Raw genomic sequence first — 23,508 nt, 5'->3', positions numbered from 1 at the left:
TTTATCTCTCCTCCGCGCCCAGTACCGGCCTTAACACCTGATTAATAAACTGCACATCGGTCTTCAACGATTCCTTCGAACACTTCTGTGCTGTTAACCACCAAACTCCGGTCATATTTCGCATATACCCACTGCGGACGAAACCTCGCCTGACAGCAAGCACCTCGTTGGTTCGGAGGTCAAGGATGATCAGTTCTCCTCCTGCTATTCCGAGCCTTCGATCGTGCGGACGGCCAACCCCGCGCCAGGTGTATCCGTAGCGGCTCTGGGAAGAAGGAACCTTTACTTTTCCCACGACGTAGGGAACCCGCACGAATTTGCCATTGATCGCGGTTTGGTAATCTTTTCCCGCACGCGCGTTTTTGTCTCGGTAAAAGCGAAGGTACATTCTTTCTTCACTCGCACGGGATCTCTCAGGCAAAGGAATTTCGAGAAACTGATACTTGCCTATCGCAGGTTGGACAAAATACTCTTCAGGGTGATCCCGTACCCCTACAGAATGCCCATAGGGATCTTCCACTGCATAGAGATGTTCGAGTTCATAGTCTGTGGGATTTTCGCGAGGTCGCAGTTGGAGCAGTCCCTCTACATTCTCCACGGTCTTGTAGATGAACTCCCCCGCTTCGGTCTTGCACAGGTGTTCAAAATACTGCTCCGGGGTCATTCCCGGCTTGTACCCGCTGTCCTCCGGTACCGGATTAGGGATCCTGATTGAGTGCGCGAACCGGCCCTCCTCTGTCGCCAAGGGATCAGCCGGTTTGAGGTTAGTCACCGCTCCACACACTTCCCCCGGAGCCAGCTTCCGGCTTTCACAACTTAGCCTGACTTTCTCAATGGCCTTCCGAAATCGCTCTCCAGGCGTCTCTTCTTTCCCCAAGAGCCCCGCCTCGCTGGTTACCATCATCGTGACAAGCAACAACCCTACAACGATAATGCCCCTGACAATTTGATCAGACCTCATCTTCATGACCAACCCTCTTCCTGAAGGTTTGTTGCGCGACACAGTTCCTTTTCAGATTTCTTAACGCTCCCTCAAACTCTCCTGCATAGACTTCAATAAGGGACTCAGCAGATAGTCGATCACCTGTCGCTGACCGGTCTTGACCTCCACGGTAACCGCCATCCCAGGCGACAGATGGATGCGCTTTCCTTCCACCTGCATCGTGGCTCGATCCATACTTACCCGGCTCGCATAAACCAGGCCGCCTTTCTCCTTGTCTAACGGTACCGCATCGTCCGAGACGGTCAACACCTTTCCTGGAATCGTCCCATATAAGGTGAACGGAAACGTCTCGACTTTGATTTCAACTGGCTGCCCTTCCTTCACAAAGCCGATGTCCTTGTTCTCGAACTGTGCTTCAACTTCCACGGGGTAGTCTTGAGGCACGACGATGAGTAATGGTTGCGCAGGCGTGACGACACCACCCACCGTATGCACCGCCAGCTGCTGCACCACCCCGTCGATCGGCGACACCAGCCTCTGCAACTCGGTTTTCTGTCCAGCCTTGCGCACTTCTTGAAGCAGTGACGTAACCTTCGTTTCGGTGGTCGAGAGCTCGGCCTGTTTGCTCTGTTGAAACTCTGAAAGAAGGACATGATAGTTTTGCTCGGCCTCGGCCAGCGCAGCCTGATCTTGCCGCAACTTGCTCTTTTGCCCAGCTAACTCCTGCGCCCTATCGATGCGTTGCTGTTCGAATTGGAGATAATCCATCTTGGACACGTACTGTTGTGCTAACAGAGAACGATGGGCCTTAGCTCGTTCAGCCTCAATCGGAACAGTTGCCTCTAGCCGCCGGATATTATCCTTCGTCGCATCCAACGCCGCCCGGCGTTGACTAATGAGGTGCCGGGATGCATCAACCCGGGCGGAAAGCTCCGCGACTTGATCCCGCAAGAGTTGTTGTTGCAGCAACATGAATTGCGGATCAGCGTCTTCCGGAGCATCGAAAGTGGAGTGCCCCGCAATCAACGCGCGCAAACGAGCAGCCTCGACCAGCGCGGCTCGATATTCGTTGAGCGCCCGATCCCGATCAGCGCCGTTTTGCGTCGCATCCATCTCGATCAGCACCTCTCCCTGACGAACGGCTTGACCGTCTTGCACGTGAATGGAAGCAATGACACCGGTTTCGAATGGCTGGACGGTTTTGGAATGACCACTGGGGATAATCTTGCCAGGCGCCACCGCGACGATATCAATGTGACTGAGCGAGGACCAGGCCGCCGCCGTCGTGAACACCAGCATGATGGTCCAGAGAATGGCACGGCCGATCGGCGAAGGCGGCGTATGTTGAATTTCAAGCACAGCAGGAAGAAACTCCACCGCACTCCCGCCGGAAACAACGGCCGAGGGCATGGTCCGTTCAATTTGCCATGCCGCACGCCACACCGCCAGATGTCGCAATAACGTCTTCATCCTCTCTTCCTCATCTGCCTCGTTACGCTGCTGCGGATCGCCCTTCCTGATATCGATGAAGTCGCGCATACATCCCGTTGCGCTTGACCAGATCATCGTGCGTCCCGTCCTCGAAAATCTGCCCCTTGTCGAGGACGTAAATCCGGTGGGCAGGGCGAACCGTGCTCAGGCGATGTGCAATGACGATGACGGTGCGCCCCTTGCAGATCTGCGCCATGTTCTGTTGAATGATCGCTTCGGATTCATAGTCCAGAGCGCTAGTGGCTTCGTCAAGGATCAGAATGCGAGGATTCGCAACGAGAGCACGAGCAATGGCGATACGCTGACGTTGCCCGCCGGAGAGGGCGCAGCCATGCTCTCCCACAATCGTGTCATATCCGTCCGGAAGCTCCAGGATGAACTCGTGGGCACCCGCCAGTTTGGCCGCATGCATCACACGGTCCATTGAGAGCCCCGGGTCGGTTAATGCGATGTTGTCTCGAACGGAGCGATTGAAAAGAAAGTTCTCCTGCAGTACCACGGCGACTTGCCGACGCAACCAGGCCGGATCGACCTGCGCAAGATCTACCCCATCAACCAGCACACGGCCGCGTTCCGGCACATACAACCGTTGCATCAGCTTCGCGATGGTGCTTTTGCCCGACCCGGATCGCCCCACCATCCCAATAACCTGGCCCGGCTGTAGGGAGAAGGAGACCTGCTGGAGAACCGGGCGGCCATCTGGACGATAGCGAAAGGTGACGTCGTCGAACGTAATCTGCCCGGCGATCCGCGGTAACGTTGTGCGGGCCGGGCTATATGCAGGTTCGGGCCGGGTGTTCAACACATCGCCCAAGCGTTGTATTGAAATGCCCACCTGTTGAAACTCCTGCCAGAGGTTCACCATACGCAACAAGGGTCCGGTCACTTGGCCGGAGAGCATGTTGAAGGCGATCAACTCGCCGATACTCAGCGCTCCGTCGATGACCTGATACGCACCGCCCCACATGACGGCAATGGTCGTAGTTTTTTGGATAAAAGTCGCCAGCTGGCCGGCTATGGTGATCAGACTGGTCGCACGGAAACTGGCCTGCACATATCCGGCCAATTGTTCGTCCCAGCGGCGCTGCAACGGTGGCTCGACGGCCAGAGCCTTCACCGTCTGAATACCGCCTACGGCCTCGACTAGAAATGATTGGTTCTCCGCTCCACGGTTAAACTTCTCAGTGAGCCGTGTGCGAATCGTCGGCGTGATGGCAATCGAGAGAATGGCATAGAGCGGCAGGGATGCCATCACCACCAGCGTCAACATCGAACTGTAGAGCCACATCACAGCGAGAAACACGGCGATGAACACGACATCCAGCACGACTGTCACCGAATTACTGGTGAGAAATTGACGGATATGTTCGAGTTCGCGCACACGTGCGACCGCATCGCCAACCCGGCGTGCTTCAAAGTAGGCGAGAGGGAGGGCCAAAAGGTGCCGGAACAGTTGCGCCCCCAAACTCACATCGATCCGGTTCGTGGTGTGAGCAAACAGATAGGTACGCAACCCGCCGAGCAGTCCGTCGAATAATGCCAGCGCCAGCATGCCGATAGCCATAACATGCAGCGTCGTGAAGCCCTTGTGAACCAAAACTTTATCGATAACGACCTGGGTGAACAGGGGAGTGAGCAGTGCAAAGAGCTGTAGAAAAAAGGACGCCAACAACACTTCGCCCAGCAGCCGTCGATACTTGAATACCGCTGGAATGAACCAAGTGATGTCGAAGGCAAGATCCTGCGCCCGGAGACCCGCGCGTTTCGCACAGAGTAGCAACCTGCCACTCCAATTTGTGACGAACATCTCTCTCGATTGAACCAGTGATCGCGCCTCCAGTGGATCATGGATGAGCACCTTGTCGTCCTGCACTTTGGCCAGGACGACGTATCGCCCGTCGATTCGTTGGACTATGGCCGGCAATGGCGTTGTCGCAAGCTCCTCCCATCGAGCAGTCACAAGTCCGACTCGAAACCCAATGTGTTTGGCTGCGCGTAGCAACTCCTGTGTCGCCAGTACCTTGCCCGACTGTCCGAACTGATGCTGAATCTGTCCCCCATCAGCAGGCAGGTCGTGGAACCTGGCGACCATGAGCAGGCATAACAAGCCCGTATCTGTTATGGGACTTGGCACAGAGCAATCCGCGGGATTTGACGTCAACGTATCCATGGGGAAGATGTCGGTCCGACAGGTTAGGATTGTTTGGTCTTAGCAGGTTGGAGACTGACCAGCACCCGCTGAAGTTGCTGGTAGAGACGCACCACGGAATCGAGAGGTAAGGCAACACGTGCCGCGCTGATTCCCTCAACCTGTTTCGGTGTGACTTCGCCTTGCTTCGCACGCGTGGCGACGGCGCTCAACAAAGCAGGCTCTAAAAACCCAAAATCGACATATGCCAGTCCGTCCGAGAGACCAACATGAGTGTAGTTCACAAGAATCGGCTGATCCGATGGGGAAACGGGTTTAAGACGAACATTCACGGCCACCGATTTATCCCCACGCTGCATAGGATGATGACTTTCTGCCATGCTGCTCCTCCTTTATTTCACTAAGCGTGATGCAATCTTCGCAAGTCGCCCGGACTCTCGCAGGACAGAGGCGATGTTATGGCGAGACTGCCCGGCGCACTATTCCCCGGAGGTTGGGCAGAGGCAAAAACTTTGGTAGGCCAATACATTTCCCTAGGTATATTGAGGTTACCCCACGCAGTGAAGGTTAGAATGCAGGGCTGAACAATCCAAAACGTGTAGGACAAATGCGGACTCGCCAGGAGTGACACTGCGCCAATTCTCCGATTCAGAACGTGTCACTATCATTCGCTGGGTTGGAGAAGATGCAGACATGCATATGCCACCATGTCGCAGATTATGGGGCTTGGCACCACATGGATATCGCGATTCTCCCCTACAATCAGTATCAGCGACGGACCGGCTCTTGTCACAGCCAGGGCGTTCCATCTACCGCTCGTAGACTCACCGGGAACGCACTTACGTCCTCAGACAACGGGCTTACCCTACCGCCCCGTTCGCGGACTTCCTCCAGTGTTCTCATCAGTCCCCTCCTCAAACACGAGGGGATTCTGCTTCGCTTTGAATCGACGGAGCTCCTGCCAGGCCGGCACGCGGGAACCGTGGGCCTGACAAAAGACGGGTGCGTGATGGTCTGGAAGGCTACTCCCGAGCTTATCCATGGACGAATCGGCTTTAGCCTGACCTACATTCAGAAACTCGAGCGTCAAGACGGAGAAAAGTGGGTTGAGGTTCCGATCACACCGATGGCACACAACGAACCGAAACAGTGCCAAGAGCCTACGGGGTAAGCACGGCGTGGTTCTTCACTCGGCGCAGCCTCCTGCACCCGGCGTTGCCTCCCCCCCCATTCGCTACGCAGCGGCATTGGTGCTTGTTATGATAAAACCACGGCTGTGATGACCCGTGCTGACGATCTGAAGCCCGATCTTTACAACACACCCCAAGTGCACACTATGTACACACCGATTAATAAATTGCTGATGCAAGGCGTGGTAGACAGCTGGATCCGATTGAGCGCGTCGTTGGCGGTTTGGGCATTCTGCCTCACCGTCACAGCCTGTGCGGGCGTGGAGCACAAGGACACATTGCCGATAGTGGCTTCGGTAGATCTCGCCCGCTACGCGGGAACGTGGTACGAGATCGCCCGGCTACCGATGTGGTTTCAGCGGCACTGCGTTGACTCGAAAGCCATTTATACCAGCCGTCCGGACGGCAGGATCGGAGTTCACAATGAGTGTCTCACCGACAGTGGCGGAGTTGATCAGGCGGAGGGTGTGGCGACGGTGATCGACCCTAAAACCAATGCTCGGCTCACCGTGGTCTTCGATAACTTCTTCGCGCGGCTCTTCGGTTCATCACGGGATGGGAACTATTGGATTCTTGCGCTTGATCCGGAATACCGAACCGCGTTGGTCGGCACACCTGATCGTCGGTTTCTCTGGATTCTCTCGCGAGCACCTCAGCTGGAAGAGGTTACCTATCAGCGCCTCGTCGAGCAGGCCAAGCGCCTCGGCTTTCCAACCGCAGATCTCATTCGCACTCGCCGACCGGCATCATGATCGCCTAAGCTTGCCGGCCGCCCTGAGGACCACGGCTGCAACGGGAAGGCTCGCTTCGCACTTGCCACACAGAGTCAGCTCTGCCTGCGTCCCTCGCGTAGGAGGGTTTCCAGCCGCTGCCGCAACGCGCCGATCTCCTTCGACTTGAACGAGCTGCGCGTACGCTCCATGACCTCGACGGCGTCCTGAATGGCCGCCTCATACCGATCCAACCTGGGGCACTGCATCAATGCACAGACGTCCGTGGGAGCTTGAGGCCTGCTCCCACGCGAAGCTTCCAACGTTTGCGCGACGAGTGCCGACAACTGGGCGATGTGTCCCATGGCCTGGGCCATATACTCATGGGCGCTCCATTCCACCTGTGGTTCTCCCCGCCCGAATTCTCTCATCGACTGGCCCAGTTGATCGAAAATTCCCGCCACCTTGGCCGTTTCGGTCATGGCATCCTTTACCGCACGCGCAAGGGTCCTTCGCCGAAGCCCGCGCTCCACCGCCCGCTTCAGATCGTCCACGCCGACCGGTTTGATCAGGTAGTCCACAATGGAGAGGCGAAACGATTCGACGGCAGTCCCGACCGTCGGATACCCCGTAATCACCACCACGGGAAGCTCGGGATGTCGCCTGGACACGTTCTCAAGAAACTCAAGGTGAGCATTCCCCGGCATCCGGACATCGGCCAGCAGCAAGTCGTAGCCGTTTTCCAGCAGACTCTCGGCCTCAGCCGAATCTCTGGCGACACTACACGCGTATCCTGCCTCAGCGAGAATTTCCGCCGTGGATTCCCGGAACGTCTCTTCGTCATCAGCAATGAGAATGCGTTGTGGCATAATCGTCATCTTTCTGCTCCTTGTCTGTATCCACTCCTGCCGCTCGCTCCCCCGACATATCCGGCTGTTCCAAGGGGCACACCACCGTGAACGTCGAACCCCGTTGCAATTCAGTCTGGACTTCGATCCTCCCCCCCATGGCTTGCACCAGCCCGCGCGACACAGATAACCCGAGTCCGAGTCCCTGCCAACCGGCGCCAGGCTTTGTCGTAAAGAATGGCTCGAACATACGGGGAAGTACGTCCGGAGCTATCCCCGTCCCGCGATCGGTCACGCTCCATCGCAGCAGCCCCTCGCGCTCGGACACGTTCAGCACCACTTCACTGCGGGGGGGAGAGGCATCGATGGCGTTCTGCACGAGATTGAGCAACACCTGAAACAGGTCGGAACGCGACACATGGACTACCTGAAGGGGGGTATCCACCTCTGTGTGTAACCGGAGTCGTTTCACGGCCATCTTATGCTCCAGCAACGTGGCCACGTCCTGGAGCAATTCGGCTATGTCGGTGGCCTGCCGCTCGGTCGCCGGGAGGCCTTGATACAGGGTGTACATCTTTTTCACGATCGCGGTAAGGCGTTGAATTTCGCGATCGATGAGATCCACGAATCGATAGTGTCGATGCTCGCTCCCGATTCCCTGCTTCACCAGGTGAAACGCATTGGTAATCCCTGCCAGGGGATTGTTGACTTCATGGGCGATATCAGCCGCGAGGTGGCCCAGCGCCGCGAGTTTTTCCGCCTGAGACCGCTGGGATTCAAGTTGCTGAATCCTCGCCGTTCGCTCACGCACGCGTTGCTCCAGCTGACTCTGCACCTCCAGCAAGGCCTGCTCCGCCCGACGGCGCTCGGTAATGTCATGAAAAGAGCCGACGACGGCGTAAGGTCGCGCGTCACCGGCTCTCAGGATCGCCTGCGTATTGATTGAGATCCATCGCTGTTCCCCGGTCGGTCGAGAGAGACCCATAATCACATTCGAGCACGGGCGACCGGTCCGAAGCGTGACCATCGGCGGGCGTTGATCAGGAGCAAAGTGGCTCCCATCCTCATGAATCGCCTGCCATCCCGGATCGACCGGCGTCCGCCCCATCAGCTGGTCGGCCGTGAGCCCAAGAATCCGCTCCGCGCTCGGATTACAAGCGATAATCCTCCCCTGCTCATCATGCAGGACGACACCTTCTGCCAGCGCAGTCACCACCCCGTGGTACCGCTCGGCCGTCTGGCCCAGCGCTTCTGCCAAGCATCGTGCTTCCGTGACATCGTCCACCACGTACGCATACCGCGACCGCCCGCTTGGTCCTATTCCAATCCAGCAGACGGTGGCGGAAAGGCGCAGTTCGACCCCGCTGCCTTTTTGCGGGTGGGCATATTCGAATCGCACCGGTTGTTTCGTCCGTTCGCTCTCTTCGTACGATCGGTGCCAAAGAGCGAGGATGTCCGGTGGGGCGCCAAGCTCTGACGCGAGTCGCCCCTGCATCAATTCCGGAGTTGTGCCGAAGAAGCTCGCCACACAGCGGTTGTCTGAGACATGCAGAATATCGCCGTCGAGCAGCTCCACAATCCCCATCATCATCGCGCCGCTATTGAAGAAACTTCTCAACGTGGACTCACTCTGGGTCAACGCGTCTTCGGCTCGTTTCCGCTCGGTAATATCCACGTGCGACCCGGTCATCCGGCGAGGTCGTCCGTCGGCATCTCGCTGCAACAGAGCAAAGGTCTGAATCCAGCGGTAGCTGCCGTTCTTGTGACGCAGGCGGTGCTCGAGTTCGTATGCGCCGATGCGCCCGGACAAATAGTCGTCCACAAGCGCAAACGCACGAGCTTTGTCATCGGGATGCAATCGGGACTCCCACTCCGTCGGTGAGTTGGAAATCTCGTGCTCCTGATATCCCAGGCTCGCCTTCCACAGCGGGCAGTAATACATGCGGTTGGTGTGCAGGTCCCAGTCCCAAATTCCAGTCTGTGTCGCGGCCACAACGAGATCGAAACGTTCCTGAGCCTCGCTTCGAGCGGCCTCTGCCTGCAATCGGGCGGTGATATCCGTGGCAATCCCGCCGATGGCCACAATCGATCCCTGCCCGTCACGCAACGGAAACCTGCAAACGATATTTAAGTGCAGGCCATCGCCCAGCGGCACGGTCTCTTCAAAATTCATGGCCGCACCGGCCTTGATGACCTGGGCATCATGTTCCCGATAGATAGCGACCAATTCAGGGGGGAAAATGTCCCGATCAGTTTTCCCGATCACCATCTCGGCCGAGAAGCCGGTCAGCGACAGAAACTGTTCACTCACCTCCAGGTATCGCCCCTGGAGGTCTTTGAGGAAGATACTTGTCTGGCTATGTGTGAGGATGGACTGCAACCGAACAGCGAGATCGTGGGAGCGACCGCGAACCGCCATGTTCCATTGCCAGACGATCCAGGCGGTCAGGAGGATGGCCATGGCGAGGCCAACGCGATTCGTCGCCCCGATCCATACGACACCACCCGGTGGAGACCAAAAGAATCCCAGGACGGTGAGTCCGATCGAAACAGCCGCCACGCGCCAAGGAAATCGTACCTCGCATACCATTCCGGCCACGACCACGGCGAGCAGATACCCCACCCCGGCCGCAATCCCCAATGGCGTGTACGCATCAATGGCCGCCGTGACCACGAGGATGACAGCACAGCAGGCATACCATTGCCTTTCGGTCATGCCTGAATACAGCGGTGACCGGACGGCGTGAAACCAGCGCACGGCTACACTCATCACAGAACGACTCCGTACGTTACTCAGGCGTAACGACACCGGATCATGAGGCGGGTAACAGCTGCAGCTTCGTGGTCGAGATCCCGGCGGCAGCGACGATCCTACCTGCCGGCCCTACAGCGATCCTCTCCCACGACAAGAACCATCCTCCATGAAGCCGCAAGAAGCTTTATATGTGAGATGGCTGTACTGTCTGGAAAGAATGTTCCCGACAAGGTTGAGCCAACGAATAACCGGGAGAAGTGTGGTGTCCCCAACGGGATTTGAACCCGTGTTACTGCCTTGAAAGGGCAATGTCCTAGGCCAGGCTAGACGATGGGGACGAAGAGAATTTCGTACGAGCGGGTTGATTCATACCATACTTGATCGAGAGGTGTCACTAGTCTGGAGCAAGATCCCGAAGAGTCCCACGATCGGAACCATTGCCGGCCGATTGACGATCTGCCCTCAACCACAGTACTCTGCACCTGTGGACCCCCTTGTCAATCATCGCGCCGGCGAACATCTCGATCCGGCTACGCCGGCAACGAGACTCACGGACGAGCGCCGGAGTCTGCTCACGGCGAACGACCTCTACCTCTTTAACGAAGGTTCTCATTTCCACCTGTACGATAAACTCGGCGCGCATCCCGCGACCTTGCAGGGTGTCGAGGGCACGTACTTTGCGGTGTGGGCGCCGGAAGCCGAGCAGGTCTCGGTCTTCGGGACGTTCAACCATTGGGACCCCACTCGCCACCCACTCCACCCCTGTCAATTTTCAGGCATTTGGGAAGGATTCGTCCCCGGTGTGGGAGTCGGCGCGCTGTACAAATTTCACATCCGGTCACGGCACCATGGCTCGGTACTCATCAAAACAGACCCGTTCGCACGACTGAACGAAATTCCGCCGAAATCCGCATCCGTGGTCTGGAACCTCGATTACACCTGGCAGGACAGCAACTGGATGCACACTCGTGCACGGCACAATGCGCTGGATGCTCCGATCAGCATTTACGAGGTCCATCTCGGCTCATGGATGCGGGTTCCCGGAGAAGGCAACCGCTCCCTCAGCTATCGCGAAGCTGCCCCGAAACTAATTGAGTATGTGCAGCGATTGGGCTTCACTCATGTGGAGTTTCTGCCCCTGATGGACCATCCCTTCTTTGGCTCCTGGGGCTATCAAACCACCGGGTACTTTGCCCCCTCCGGCAACTATGGGACGCCGCAGGACCTCATGTACCTGATCGACCAGCTCCACCAGCACGATATCGGAGTCATTCTGGATTGGGTGCCGTCCCATTTTCCGACCGATGAACACGGGCTCGGTCGATTCGACGGCAGCCACCTCTTCGAACATGCGGACCCCCGCCAGGGCCTCCATCCCGATTGGGGGACGGCGGTGTTCAACTACAGTCGTAACGAAGTCCGCAGCTTTCTGATCAGCAGCGCCCTCTTCTGGCTGGAGCAATACCATGCCGACGGGCTGCGAGTGGATGCCGTCGCGTCGATGCTGTATCTGGATTATTCCCGAAAAGAAGGCGAGTGGATTCCCAACCGGCATGGCGGCCGGGAAAACCTGGAGGCCATCACCTTCTTACGGCAACTCAACGAAGAAATCTATCGCCGCCATCCGGACGTGCAGACCTTTGCGGAAGAATCCACCTCCTGGCCGTCCGTGTCACGCCCGACGTATGCGGGCGGATTGGGCTTCGGCATGAAATGGGACATGGGATGGATGCATGACACGCTGGAGTACATGGCGCTGGACCCCGTGTACCGAAAGCATCATCACCGGAACCTCACTTTCCGCATGCTCTACGCGTTCCAAGAGAATTTTTTACTTCCCCTGTCCCATGACGAAGTCGTCCATGGCAAAGGCTCGCTCCTGGGCAAAATGCCCGGCGACGACTGGCAGAAATTCGCCAACCTCCGTGCGCTGTTCGGCTATATGTACGCCCAGGCTGCAAAAAAACTGATTTTCATGGGTGGTGAAATCGGCCAGTGGCGCGAATGGGCCCACGACGACAGCATCGATTGGAACCTGCTCCAGTACCAGCCCCATCAAGGGCTGCAACGGTGGGTCGCCGACCTGAATCACCTCTACCGGACAGAGCCGGCGCTGCATGAATTCGATTTCGACCCGCGAGGGTTCGAGTGGATCGACTGCCAGGACGTGGATGCCGGGGTCATCAGTCTCTTGCGACACGGCCGGACACCACAGCAACACATCGCCGTCGTCTGTAATTTTACGCCAGTCCCACGGCTGCAGTATCGCGTCGGTGTCCCACAAGGCGGCTATTGGAAAGAACTGTTGAACAGCGACGCGTCCATGTATGGCGGCACCGGCCTTGGAAATCTCGGCGGCCTCTCGGCTGAGCCCATTCCAGCCCATGATCGAACGCACTCGTTGGCCATGACGCTGCCCCCGCTCTCTGTGCTGTTCTTCAAGGCCCCCTCCTAGCGCCGTCCCTAGGCTCGCCTTTCCACGCCCAGCTACGGTAGGATCGCGACACGAGACGAAAAACATCGGACCTCAAACGTCCGATTTACCGAGGAGGCGACGATGGCGATTCGCTCACGTACAGCTTCGATGTGGCACGGGCTGGTATTGCTCACGGCCTGCCTCACCCTCGCGCACTGCTCCCACGACATCCACGAGAAACGGGCCGACACCGTTAAGGATCATGTCGAAGCCTTCTACGATCACTTGACACATGATCGCGTGGCAGCGGCCGTCCGGGAGAATGAAGCGATCGAACACCTCTCATCCCAGTTAGGCGACATCATCTCTCGGCGTGTCAATCGTCCAGGAACCAACCAGGTCGATCGCGAATGGACCGACCTTCGCACCGCTAATGAGACGGCCGCCCAGAACTGGCTGGCCTTGGGACAATATCTCTCGATCAAGAAGCAATATGCGCAATCCCGAGCAACCTACCAACGTGTCATTGATACCTACACCGGCACGACAGAGCGGACCTATCGGGAGCAGGCGGCGCGAGCCATTCGTGACTTAGACATCCTCACCCCGCCCCCTTCCTCCCACTAACCATGGAGTTCAGAATGCGTCGCCCCACACGGGGTCTCAAGTACCGACTCACAATCATGTTGCTTGGCACCTATCTGGTCGGGGCCGGGTGTGTGCATCATATTCACGTCACCTCACCATCGAGCGACAGGGCTGCGGCCCCGATCCCCGCGACGGTGCAGCTTGAGGTACCGTTTCTCGCCATAGAAGGGGCGGATCACATGCCAGGTATTCCCCTCCTCGAATGGCCGTCGAAAGACTTACAACAAACGATTGTCGAATATTTCACTCAGCGCCAGACCTTCACATCTATCGGAACAGAAGCCGGTGACATGCGCCTGGTTGTGAAAGCCTGGCTCATGCTTCGCGCGCCTGACCGCTACCTCTACCGGGTCCATTTGGAATCCGACCTTGCCTTTTCCGGAGAAGCGCCCCTCAAGACATACGCAGCCGAAGGTGAAGCCCTTGGCTCCTCAGTGAGATGGGTTACCGCATCGGATCAAGAGCCGATCGCCGAGGCCACCGCCCAAGCCCTGCACCAATTGGCCACTCAGATTGAACAAGATCGCGAGTTTGTCATCAAGGCTACTCACCGGTAAACTCTCCTGACATATCTGCTTCGAGCCACAGCCTCGACTCCACCTCGACTCGCGACTCACGCACACATGTCACATATGCACGTATGCTTTCGGATACGAATCCGTATCCCATTTGATACAGGTCTATCGTGAGATAGACCCTTATTTCCTCTCTTTCCTCAGGATTCAGCCTGAAAAGGCAGTGATTGAGTTGTTCACATGGCTATCGATCACCTGCATCGACACAATTCCAACTCACCCCGGCACCAACAATAATGGCATTAAGTTTGCTCTCCCATGGGCGAGCAATGCGGCTACAGCGCTGCTTGGGCCTGCTCTCTTCCTATCGAAGCAAGCGGATCACAAGAACAGCTCTAACCGCTTCTCGTGCGCCTAGGAGAAAGAAGTCGCGTGTCCAAACGATTGATTCTGTGCTTCGATGGCATGTGGGATTTACCTCCAGACCCTGGCAGGCAGTTGCCCTCATCGTGCACTCCCAACACACAAACCCTACATAACTCCCACCGTCATCTATCTCCGGCCACGAATGTACTGCGGCTCTACCATTCAATCCTCCCGCGGACGGAGGACGGACGTGCGCAACAGAAATGGTATGACTCCGGTGCCGACATTCCCTGGTTTTATCGGTTCCGGCCTGGCTCATTTGGGTATGGAGTGGATCAGACCATCCTTCACGCTTACGCCTACCTCGCCGCCACCTACGAGCCCGGTGATGAGCTGTTTGTCTATGGCTTCAGTCGAGGTGCGTATACCGCACGTTCTCTCGTCGGCCTGCTCACCACCGCCGGCCTCATTCCCGCCGGGCTTCTACATACCGATCTTGTCAAGCACGTGCGTGAGGTCGTCTCCCATCCGTCACCTTCGACTACAACATCCACTGCTCTTCGACAATGCCTACATGAGATGATTATTGAGCCCTCCCACCAGGCCCTCGACGATGCCTATCGCCTCTATCGTAAGGGTCACGGCGATATCCTTGCAGGAATGCCTACTTCCGCGAGACGGCGAGGAACACTGGAAGTTCCGATCACGCTACTCGGGTTGTGGGAAACCGTCGGCCCACTTGGAATTCCGACCAACGCCCTCAAATGGCTCAACGACCACCGCTATAATTTTCACGATACAGAACTGAGTTCGATCGTAAAACAGGCCTATCATGCACTCGCCATCGACGAACACCGCGCAGATCACAACGCGACACTGTGGACCTCACCGGCCTGCCCGGGGCAGACCATTGAACAACGCTGGTTCGCAGGGGCACACGGTGATCTCGGCGGGGCCTACCCGGAACGGGACTTGGCAGATGTCGCCTTGGCCTGGCTACAGCGGCACTCAATGGAAAAGGGATTGGCTATTGAAACCCGTTTGGTTCCGCTGCAGCCAAATGCGCTAAGTCCGATTCACGATTCGTTTAGCGAGTGTTTTGGAAGGATCCGGAAGTGGTTTCATTCACGATTCTATCGACCAGTCATGCAGACGGGAACGAATACCGAAGTGCTGGACAGCTCCGTCCATACACGCCTCATCCACACGCCCCATTATCGACCGAAAAACGAGGGATTGAAAAGCGTCTTACATTTTGAATGAGCCCTGTTGTATTCACCAAATCTACCAACCTCCCGCGACACGACGCCTTGAAAAGCAGGACGACACAGCCTTAGAACGCTACCTGACCGAACAACAATCCCCACCAAGCACTTCGATGCTCACCTCCACAGACACACCTACTGCCCGTTAATTCGTACTCTTCAATGGCCTATTTTCCTCAACCCTAGGACGCTCGCCACAGATCCTTAAGGCTCCGCGCCCCTGACGTGCCCCTCGTTAGAAGTACCCTCTTCGCAGACTATCTGATCCGTCATAGCCGAGATAGGTTCATCACCGGGGTTTCGTCGTGCTCGTTCGCCACACGCGGGAGGTTCGCATGACACGTTCATCGCATCGAAGATTCGTCGTTCACTGCATCCTTTCTGCTGCGGCCATGGGCTGCGCAGAAAAAGGGCGGATCATCGATTCCGGTCTCGTCGGGGCGCCGCACCCAACCTCACACAGCCTCATCGACGGAGACTACCTTGCGCTCAAACTGCAGGTTCCTGAAGATCGCCGACCGGTTTCGGTAGGTTTGGCGAGAGTCACCTGGGCACAAGGAAACCGATTCGGAGTGGAACTCCTCATGATGGATGCTGATGAACGGGCTCGATTGAATGGTTTCCTCGAAGAACACCTCCCCCTCGAACTGGAATTTCAAGACTCACACCAGGAACTCACGATTACAGCCGCGGAATAGCCCCACGTACAGACGGCAGGAATAGTTCTCTTGAAAAAGGTGGGCATGATGCCGAGTGGCTTCCATCTCCGCGCCTCCCGGCGAGCGAAGACTCGATGCACCTATCAATATTTGGCCACCAGTAAAAACATCCCACCTGGCGGTACCACCAAGGAGGTACTTCATTCAGGTCTGTCGGAGATGACCATCCGGTTCTACGCTTACACATAGGCACTGAACAATGAAGGAGGCCACTATGACGTGTTCTCGCTGCAACGGATGCATGGTTGAAGATTTCCTGCTGGATATGGAGGACTCGTCGGGGCCCATGTGGCTCCAAGCCAAACGATGCATGAACTGCGGAAATGTGGCCGAGAAGGTGTTGGAGCACAACCGACAGACTCAGGGCGCCGCACTGCACTCCTCCAAATCCGCTCCCACGATCCCAAACAGTGAGCATGCCCACTTCGGATCAGGAGGCATGGCACAGCTGGCTGCCTAGTCTCAATGCAAAGACCAGGATGTCAGGGAAATCACGGCCGGAGGCATCCTGGTCACGATTGTCTTGCAGTGAAATGTATGCAGATAACGAGCATCCCTCTTCGCTACTCACTCATGTCTAGACCGGTGGAATAAACAATGTCCATTGATGTAGAGCTCGCTCTCATTCTGGGGCTGTTCCTAATCGGCGCGGTCGTACTCGCAATTGATAACCTGGTGTATGCGATGTCTCGACGTTTGAGCCGTTGGCTGCGCAACCGAAAATCACTTTCTTCTCCCTCGCCTCTCAGTTCGACCCAGAAAAAAAGGCTATGACAGCATGTCGGCTCGCCCCGTCATTCAACCTCGCACCCGCAAGGAACAGGAGACCGGTTACTGTTGGTCTGTTCCTCCTCTGCATTCGTTTCCGATTGCACGTTCCGCCGAGATTCAAAAGGAGGCACAGGTGAAACGTCGCCCAGTCGAGAGCATGAAATGTGCGTCACTACCGAGCACTCGTTCTACCGGCATCTCTCAAACTCTTCTCTTTTTGATCATGAAGCAATTAGAAGTCAGTCGGCCAGGAGACGATCATCAACAGGGGAGGCTGCAGTGACCTCCACCGCCAAAACTGTGGTACGCGATGCCGCGATCGTTTACGGGCTGACATTTTCCGCGGGGCTGTGCATGGCTGCAGCCGGGATAACCCTTGAGAACAATTCTTCAACCGCATATCTCTGTAATCTGTTGTCAGGAGTGCTCGGCTTCACCCTGGTGGGCACTCGCCTCTCCGCCAACCGAGCGGAACACTTGGCATGGGTGGCGGCAACCCTCTGGACCTTCAACCTTACGAATATCGTACTGGGACTCCAAACCAGCTCAGCATGGATACACAGCGGCCTCACCATCCTGCTCATGGCCTCCTTAGGTGGAAGCCTCGCCATGATCCTCACCCTGACATCGGCAGCCGATCGTCGAACGTGAATGTCTTTCAGGCAACGGAAGCACAACCCGAAAAATCCGGGAGCGCTCAGGTTGAAGCGAGGTGAAGGGGATGCGGCTTAGCTTATGGGAGATCGACGAGAAAGCGGGCGAGCGAACAAGTATCAGGGCATAGCAACAGACTAGACCTACGCCTCAAGAGGCAACGTCACTATCGCGTTTCCTGTGTAGAGACCACCGGCAGAGCCTGAACCGGCGGCTGCCCTTCCGGGGTCCAGCCACCGCCAAGCGCCTTATATAATTGCACAATGGAGACGAGATGTAGCCGATGGGTTCCCATCAGCGCCAACTCAGCCTCAAAAAGATTGCGCTGCGCAATCAACACATCCAGGTAATTTGCCAGGCCACCCTTGTAACGAAGATTGGCAAGACTCAGCGCAGACCGCAACGCGTCGACCTGCTGCAATTGTGCCGTGCGCTGTTCACGAACCGTGCTGACTGCGACCAGCGAATCCTCCACCTCCTTGAACGCGACCAACACCGACTGCTCATATTGAGCCACGGCTTGTCGCGCTTGCGCCTCGGCAGCTTTCTGTTGGAAACCGAGGATCTGAGCATTCAACAATGGTCCGGCGAAGCCTGGCCCCGCGACACCGAACGCGGTTTCATTGGCCACTAAACGGGACAAATGCGGACTCGCCACACCCAGGATGCCGGTGATACTGAGCTTCGGAAAGCGATCAGCTTTCGCCATCCCGATGCGAGCCGTGGCGGCGGCAAGATCCTGCTCCGCCTGCAGAATGTCAGGACGCCGCTGCAACAATTCAGAAGGAAGGCCGGGGGGCACGTCCGGCGGCATCACTTGCTCCGTCAAGGAATGCCCGCGGGCAATCCGGCCTGGATTCCGTCCCAGCAGCACACTGAGTTGATTTTCCTTCTGTACCTTCTGACGTTCGAACTCCGCCGCCTTAGCCGCAGCATTAGCCCGTTCGGCCTCGAATTGATCGGCATCGAGCTTGGAAATCATTCCCTGCCGCAATCGCGCCTGAGCGATCCTGACGGACTCCTCCCAGGACTTGAGGGTACGCCGCGCAATGTCGAGTTGCATATCGAACTGCAACAGCTCAAAGTAGGCCTCCGCGACACCACTCACCAACTGCAACACAATCGCGCGCCGACTCTCCTCCCGTGACAACAGATCGCCACGCGCGGCCTCATTGGATCGACGAATACGTCCCCAGATGTCGATCTCCCAGGACAAATTTCCCTGGAGGTAGTAGTTGAAGGGATTGGGGAAGCCGGGAAACAAGAAATTGGTCTTCCGACCGAACAGCGGCGCATTCGACGTGACATTCATCTGCGGGGCAAAATCTGTTTTAGCGATAAACAGGCGGGCTTGGAACTCCTCCACCGCCGCCGCCGCGCGCTGGAGGTCCTTATTTTCTTCCAGTGCCGTACGAATCAGCTTTTGGAGCTCTTGATCCTTGAGCAGCTCCCACCAGGGTGTATTCGCGATTGATGCAGCATTCCCACCCGCCTCCGCCATGCGGAAGGCATCCGGAGTCGTCGCGTCAGGTTTGGTGAAGTCTGGGCCAACAGCACAAGCCGTCAGAAGGATCGAGGAAAGAACCAGGGCCAGTCTACGCATGTTGATAGTCGCGCTCCTTTTCGGGATCGTCCGGTGCATCCTGTGCCGGAGGAGTCGGCTTTTTCAAGCGGCGACTCAACGAGCGGATCAGCACAAAGAATAACGGCACGAAAAAGATAGCCAGAAAGGTGGCGGCCAGCATCCCGCCGAACACCCCGGTGCCGATGGAGTTTCGGCTGGCAGCGCCGGCGCCCGTGGCAATGACCAGAGGTACCACGCCGAGAATGAATGCCATCGACGTCATGACAATCGGACGAAACCGGAGCTTCGCCGCCTCGATCGTCGCTTCCAGCAACGGATGGCCTTCCTCGAACCGTTTGTTCGCAAATTCCACGATGAGAATCGCGTTTTTCGCCGAGAGTCCGATCAGTGTCACGAGTCCGATCTGGAAGTAGATATCGTTGGTCATGCCCTTGAGCCAAACGGCGCTGAGCGCGCCGAAGAGACCGATCGGCACCGCCAGAATCACCGCAAACGGCACCACCCAGCTTTCATACTGGGCAGCCAGCACCAGGAACACCATCAGCAACCCGAATGCGAATGCATAGAGCGACTGACTGCCGACCATACGCTCCTGATAGGAAATGCCGCTCCAATCGATCCCGTATCCCTGCGGAACCAGCACCTCTTTCGCCACTTGTTCGAGCGCATCCAGCACCTGGCCTGAACTGAATCCAGGGGCTGCCGCCCCCAACACCAGCGCGGTATTGTAGCCATTGAAGTGCGTCACAGGATCGGGACCGCTCGTGAACTCCGTGCTCACCACGGTGTCCAATGGAATCATGGTGGTACCCTGAGGGCCACTCGCCCGTACATAAATCTTCGAAATATCCTCCGGCGTGGATCGATACTGCGCATCGGCCTCGGTCTGCACCCGGAAGACGCGACCGAACTTGATGAAGTCGTTGATGTAGAAATTACCGAAATACGCCTGCATCGTATCGAACACTTCTGAGATCGGCACACCCAGCGCCTTCGCCCGCTCGCGATTCACCGTCGCAAGAATGCGCGGCGCACTGACGCGAAAGCTCGTGCCGATCGCGCCGATTGCCGGATTCTGCCGTGCCTTGCCGACGAACTCCTGGGCGGCGGCGGAGAACTTATTGAAATCCCCGCTGCTCGGATCCTGAAGCTGAAGAGTAAACCCACCCGTAGCGCCGAGCCCTCGAATAGAAGGCGCATTGAACGCCAGAATGAGCGCCTCGGGAATCTTGGCAAATTCTCCGTAGGCCGCGCCGATAATAGATTTCACATGGTGCTGCGGAGCCGTGCGCTCGTCCCAATGTTTCAACGGCACGAACATCGTGGCGGCATTCGGCCCCCGCGTATTGAAGACGAAGTTCTGACCGGACAGGGCATCGGTTGAATGGATGACCGGGCTGGCCAGGAAATAGCTCTCGATCTTGCTCAGTACTGCATCCGTCCGCTGCTTGGAGGCGCCATCGGGCAGCTGCACGATGGTGATGAAGTAGCCCTGGTCTTCCTCCGGCAGGAAACTGCTCGGAATGACCCTGAACAACATGAACACACCGATCAACAGGACTGCGAACACCGCCACCGACAAGACACGTCGAGTCAGCGCAAGGCCGACCGTCGAGATATACCGCAACTGCATCCACGAAAAGAATCGATTGAAGAGGCCAAAAATTCCATGGTGCTGCTCCTCACCGGGCTTCAGAACGAGAGCACAGAGCGCGGGACTGAGGGTCAACGCGACAAACCCGGAGATAATGACTGCGATCGAAATCGTAATCGCGAACTGCTTATACAACTCGCCGGTAATGCCACCCAAGAATCCGACCGGCACAAACACCGCGCACAACACCAACACAATCGCAATGACCGGCCCCGTCACCTCTTCCATCGCCCGCTTGGCGGCATTCTTCGCAGAAAGCCGCCCCTGCGTCATGTGCCGTTCGCAATTTTCCACGACGACAATCGCATCATCCACCACGATACCGATCGCCAGCACCATGCCGAACAGGGTCAAGGTATTGATCGAGAAACCCAAGGCCTGCATCCCGGCAAAGGTGCCGACGAGGGAGACCGGCACCGCCACGCCGGGAATCAAGGTCGCGCGCCAACTCTGGAGGAAGAGATAGACCACCAGAATGACGAGCACCATCGCTTCAGCCAGCGTCTTCACCACTTCTTTGATGGAGACATCGATGAAGCGTGTCGTGTCGTAAGGAATATCGTAGGACACGCCCGTGGGAAAACTCTTAGACACCTCGGCCAGTTCAGCCCGAACCCGCTTCACCGTTTCGAGCGCATTGGCACCGGGCGACAGGAACGTCAGCAAAAACACGTTCGGTTTGCCGTTCCAACGCCCTTCCAGCGTATAGGATTGTGCACCCAGTTCAACGCGGGCTACGTCCTTGAGGTGGATCATCGATCCATTCGGCATGGCACGGACGATCAGCTCCTCGAACTCCTTCACCTCCGTCAATCGGCCCTGCGTGATGACGGGAATGGTGAGCTCGGTGCCCTTCAACGCCGGCTCACGGCCGATCGTTCCGGCCGGAAAATCCCGGTTCTGCTCACGCACAACGTTGGCGATGTCCGTCGGCGTCAAGCTGAGCTGGGCCATCCGGATGGGATCCAGAATCAGCCGCATCGAATAGTTCTGGGAGCCGAACACCACCGCATTGCCCACTCCGCGCAACCGTTTCACATTGTCGAGCACACGGAGAATCGCATAGTTCGACAAATACACCGTGTCATGCGTCGGATCGATGGAGCTTAGCGCCACCACTGCCAGTAAATCGGGAGAAACCTTATTGATGCTGATCCCCTGGCGCACGACCTCAGGCGGCAGCTGCGGTTCCGCGAGTTTCACCCGATTCTGCGTTTGCACTTGGGCGATGTCCACGTCAGTGCCGATCTCAAACGTCAGCTTGATCGACATGTGCCCGTCGTTGGTGCTGGTGGAGTCGTAGTACAGCAGATTATCGATGCCCGGAAGCTGAACCTCAATGGGACGCGCCACGGAGTCGGCCACGATCTCCGCGTTGGCACCCGGGTAATCGGCCTCGATCTGGACGACGGGAGGGGTGATTTCAGGAAATTGAGCGACCGGCAGCGCCTTCAGCGCTACCAGGCCGACCACCATGATCACGATGGACAGAACCGACGCAAAGATCGGACGGTCGATAAAAAAATGGGAGATCACGAGGCGCGCTCCGGCTGCGGCTTGGCGGCAGTCGGAACGGTCGTCGCGGCAGGAGCAGGAAGCGGCACAGGCTTCACCGGCGCGCCGGGCGCAATCTTATGCAGACCTTCCACGATGATGCGGTCCCCGACATGCAACCCTTGCTCGACAATCCATTGGTTGCCTTGCCAGCTGGTCGCCTGAACCTCCCGCATCTCAACCTTGTCCTCATTCCCGACGACAAACACGATGGACCCCTTGGCGCCTTGCTGCACAGCACGCTGCGGCACCAGAATCGCGCCGGTCTTGACCGTCCCCTTGAAGCGAACCCGCACGAACTGCCCGGGCAGCAGCACGCGATCATGATTGGGAAAGACTACCCGGGCCTGCCGCGATCCCGTATCGGTTTTGAGTCCGACATCCAAGAGGTCCAACACCCCCTCCTGCCCGTACGTGGTCCCGTCTGCAAAGGTCAGGACGCCGCGCAATTGATAGACGCCGGGGTGCTGAATCCGTTTGGCCGTACTGTCGCGCTGCCGCTTCAATAAAAAACTTTCCGGTGCGCTGACGATCACATACATGGGATCGACCTGCTGAATGATCGTCAGGAGATCGGTCTGGGCCGACACAAGTCGTCCTTCATATACACGCGTCCGCTCGATCATGCCGCTGATGGGCGCCACGATCAGCGTGTTGTCGAGATCGAACTTGGCTTTGACCAGTTCCGCCTTGGCGCCTTCGAGGTTCGCTTTCGCCGCCATCTCCTCGGCCACCGCATCATCGACATCTTTTGTACTCACGGCCTGCTCGGCCAACAAGGGCTTCACCCGGGCTAGATTCTGCTTGGCCTGCACCAGTCGCGCCTCTGCCTGAGCGACTTTCGCCTTCGCGCTCAACATTGCGGCATGAAAGGGCACCGGGTCGATCTGATAGAGGCGGTCGCCTTTCTTGACGTCACGGCCTTCCTTAAAGAACCATTCTTTGAGAATCCCTGTCACCTGCGATCTGATTTCTACCGGCCGCGATGACTCCGACTGTCCGATGAACTCCGGCTCATCGGGCACGTCCTGCGCCGTCGCCACGACAATGCCGACCTCTGGAACCGGAGGGGCCTGGGAAGAACCGACTTCCTGCTTACAGCTTGAGAGCAGCGCCAACGCCAGGCACCCGTATATCATCGGGGCTACAGTTGAAAATCGTGATCGCCTGGCCATGCTCGCTCCCTGATAAAATCTGATTACGCAGTTCATGGGATATTACTGGAAGCCTATCTTACTGGTTGGCTCCTGCGTAAGCAACGGAGCCTCGGCGCGC

17 protein-coding genes and 1 tRNA gene are annotated in these 23,508 nt (G+C 57.3%); 8 read left to right on the top strand and 10 right to left on the bottom strand.

The annotated features are described in order from the left end of the window. Position 1: 1 nt before the first annotated feature. Genes NSND_RS17930 through NSND_RS17915 form a run of 4 tightly spaced genes read right to left on the bottom strand, consistent with a single transcriptional unit; the run spans position 2 to position 4,963 of the window. Positions 2 to 967 carry a hypothetical protein gene (locus tag NSND_RS17930; protein WP_080880286.1) on the bottom strand — a complete coding sequence of 322 codons (966 nt, stop codon included), beginning with the start codon at positions 965 to 967 and terminating at the stop codon, positions 2 to 4. Between the two features lie 54 nt (positions 968 to 1,021). Next, entirely contained in the window at positions 1,022 to 2,413 is a 1,392-nt protein-coding gene (locus NSND_RS17925; protein WP_159450863.1) for an HlyD family type I secretion periplasmic adaptor subunit, read from the bottom strand. Between the two features lie 22 nt (positions 2,414 to 2,435). Beyond that, the gene (locus tag NSND_RS17920; RefSeq protein WP_080880284.1) at positions 2,436 to 4,604 is read right to left on the bottom strand and encodes a type I secretion system permease/ATPase; all 2,169 of its coding nucleotides are present in this window, start codon (positions 4,602 to 4,604) and stop codon (positions 2,436 to 2,438) included. A 23-nt stretch (positions 4,605 to 4,627) separates the two neighbouring features. Continuing rightward, on the bottom strand, positions 4,628 to 4,963 hold the full coding sequence (locus NSND_RS17915) for a hypothetical protein (protein ID WP_080880283.1): 336 nt from the start codon (positions 4,961 to 4,963) through the stop codon (positions 4,628 to 4,630). Positions 4,964 to 5,919: 956 nt separating this feature from the next. On the opposite strand from NSND_RS17915, the gene NSND_RS17905 reads away from it, so the two are divergent. Beyond that, the gene (locus tag NSND_RS17905; protein ID WP_200810557.1) at positions 5,920 to 6,525 is read left to right on the top strand and encodes a lipocalin family protein; all 606 of its coding nucleotides are present in this window, start codon (positions 5,920 to 5,922) and stop codon (positions 6,523 to 6,525) included. A 74-nt stretch (positions 6,526 to 6,599) separates the two neighbouring features. Here the strand turns inward: NSND_RS17905 and NSND_RS17900 are convergent, their stop codons facing one another. The 3 genes from NSND_RS17900 to NSND_RS17890 all read right to left on the bottom strand — a co-directional run bounded on the left by NSND_RS17900 (position 6,600) and on the right by NSND_RS17890 (position 10,424). After that, positions 6,600 to 7,361, bottom strand: a complete 762-nt coding sequence (locus tag NSND_RS17900; RefSeq protein WP_080880281.1) for a response regulator — start codon at positions 7,359 to 7,361, stop codon at positions 6,600 to 6,602. Then, complete coding sequence (locus NSND_RS17895) at positions 7,327 to 10,101, bottom strand: PAS domain S-box protein (protein WP_080880280.1); 2,775 nt, start codon at positions 10,099 to 10,101, stop codon at positions 7,327 to 7,329. The genes NSND_RS17900 and NSND_RS17895 overlap by 35 nt, the downstream gene beginning before the upstream one ends. Positions 10,102 to 10,346: 245 nt before the next feature. Beyond that, positions 10,347 to 10,424 (bottom strand) — tRNA-Glu (locus NSND_RS17890). A 230-nt stretch (positions 10,425 to 10,654) separates the two neighbouring features. Between NSND_RS17890 and glgB the strand changes: the two genes are divergently transcribed. From glgB to NSND_RS17850, 7 genes are all read left to right on the top strand, one after another. After that, complete coding sequence (gene glgB / locus NSND_RS17885) at positions 10,655 to 12,541, top strand: 1,4-alpha-glucan branching protein GlgB (protein WP_080880929.1); 1,887 nt, start codon at positions 10,655 to 10,657, stop codon at positions 12,539 to 12,541. Positions 12,542 to 12,643: 102 nt separating this feature from the next. Beyond that, the gene (locus tag NSND_RS17880) at positions 12,644 to 13,129 is read left to right on the top strand and encodes a hypothetical protein (RefSeq protein WP_143833614.1); all 486 of its coding nucleotides are present in this window, start codon (positions 12,644 to 12,646) and stop codon (positions 13,127 to 13,129) included. A 14-nt stretch (positions 13,130 to 13,143) separates the two neighbouring features. Next, positions 13,144 to 13,707 (top strand): hypothetical protein, encoded by a 564-nt coding sequence (locus NSND_RS17875; protein ID WP_080880278.1) that lies wholly within the window; start codon positions 13,144 to 13,146, stop codon positions 13,705 to 13,707. A gap of 390 nt (positions 13,708 to 14,097) precedes the next feature. After that, positions 14,098 to 15,294, top strand: a complete 1,197-nt coding sequence (locus NSND_RS17870) for a DUF2235 domain-containing protein (RefSeq protein ID WP_080880277.1) — start codon at positions 14,098 to 14,100, stop codon at positions 15,292 to 15,294. Positions 15,295 to 15,631: 337 nt separating this feature from the next. Further along, positions 15,632 to 15,994, top strand: a complete 363-nt coding sequence (locus NSND_RS17865; RefSeq protein WP_080880276.1) for a hypothetical protein — start codon at positions 15,632 to 15,634, stop codon at positions 15,992 to 15,994. 235 nt (positions 15,995 to 16,229) lie between these two features. Next, entirely contained in the window at positions 16,230 to 16,475 is a 246-nt protein-coding gene (locus NSND_RS17860) for a hypothetical protein (protein WP_143833613.1), read from the top strand. A gap of 590 nt (positions 16,476 to 17,065) precedes the next feature. Continuing rightward, positions 17,066 to 17,437 carry a hypothetical protein gene (locus NSND_RS17850; RefSeq protein WP_080880273.1) on the top strand — a complete coding sequence of 124 codons (372 nt, stop codon included), beginning with the start codon at positions 17,066 to 17,068 and terminating at the stop codon, positions 17,435 to 17,437. Between the two features lie 169 nt (positions 17,438 to 17,606). Here NSND_RS17850 and NSND_RS17845 read toward each other — a convergent pair whose 3' ends face one another. The 3 genes from NSND_RS17845 to NSND_RS17835 are packed head-to-tail and all read right to left on the bottom strand — an operon-like array spanning position 17,607 to position 23,408. Beyond that, positions 17,607 to 19,043: an efflux transporter outer membrane subunit gene (locus tag NSND_RS17845; protein ID WP_080880272.1), complete on the bottom strand. Its 1,437-nt coding sequence runs from the start codon at positions 19,041 to 19,043 to the stop codon at positions 17,607 to 17,609. Continuing rightward, complete coding sequence (locus NSND_RS17840) at positions 19,036 to 22,215, bottom strand: multidrug efflux RND transporter permease subunit (protein WP_080880271.1); 3,180 nt, start codon at positions 22,213 to 22,215, stop codon at positions 19,036 to 19,038. The genes NSND_RS17845 and NSND_RS17840 overlap by 8 nt, the downstream gene beginning before the upstream one ends. Beyond that, a complete protein-coding gene (locus tag NSND_RS17835; RefSeq protein ID WP_080880270.1) occupies positions 22,212 to 23,408 on the bottom strand; it encodes an efflux RND transporter periplasmic adaptor subunit in 1,197 nt (398 codons plus the stop codon). The genes NSND_RS17840 and NSND_RS17835 overlap by 4 nt, the downstream gene beginning before the upstream one ends. Between the last annotated feature and the right edge of the window lie 100 nt (positions 23,409 to 23,508).

It is taken from the genome of Nitrospira sp. ND1, from assembly GCF_900170025.1.
In the GTDB taxonomy this organism is placed as follows: Bacteria; Nitrospirota; Nitrospiria; order Nitrospirales; family Nitrospiraceae; genus Nitrospira_A.
Note: the sequence above shows the minus strand (reverse complement) of the source record. Positions and strands in the feature narration are given on the sequence as shown.

Coding starts and splice junctions, on each gene's coding strand:
- NSND_RS17930 (WP_080880286.1), bottom strand. CDS start 967: ATGAAGATGAGGTCTGATCAAATTGTCAGGGGCATTATCGTTGTAGGG.
- NSND_RS17925 (WP_159450863.1), bottom strand. CDS start 2,413: ATGAAGACGTTATTGCGACATCTGGCGGTGTGGCGTGCGGCATGGCAA.
- NSND_RS17920 (WP_080880284.1), bottom strand. CDS start 4,604: ATGGATACGTTGACGTCAAATCCCGCGGATTGCTCTGTGCCAAGTCCC.
- NSND_RS17915 (WP_080880283.1), bottom strand. CDS start 4,963: ATGGCAGAAAGTCATCATCCTATGCAGCGTGGGGATAAATCGGTGGCC.
- NSND_RS17905 (WP_200810557.1), top strand. CDS start 5,920: ATGTACACACCGATTAATAAATTGCTGATGCAAGGCGTGGTAGACAGC.
- NSND_RS17900 (WP_080880281.1), bottom strand. CDS start 7,361: ATGACGATTATGCCACAACGCATTCTCATTGCTGATGACGAAGAGACG.
- NSND_RS17895 (WP_080880280.1), bottom strand. CDS start 10,101: ATGAGTGTAGCCGTGCGCTGGTTTCACGCCGTCCGGTCACCGCTGTAT.
- NSND_RS17880 (WP_143833614.1), top strand. CDS start 12,644: ATGGCGATTCGCTCACGTACAGCTTCGATGTGGCACGGGCTGGTATTG.
- NSND_RS17875 (WP_080880278.1), top strand. CDS start 13,144: ATGCGTCGCCCCACACGGGGTCTCAAGTACCGACTCACAATCATGTTG.
- NSND_RS17865 (WP_080880276.1), top strand. CDS start 15,632: ATGACACGTTCATCGCATCGAAGATTCGTCGTTCACTGCATCCTTTCT.
- NSND_RS17860 (WP_143833613.1), top strand. CDS start 16,230: ATGACGTGTTCTCGCTGCAACGGATGCATGGTTGAAGATTTCCTGCTG.
- NSND_RS17845 (WP_080880272.1), bottom strand. CDS start 19,043: ATGCGTAGACTGGCCCTGGTTCTTTCCTCGATCCTTCTGACGGCTTGT.
- NSND_RS17835 (WP_080880270.1), bottom strand. CDS start 23,408: ATGGCCAGGCGATCACGATTTTCAACTGTAGCCCCGATGATATACGGG.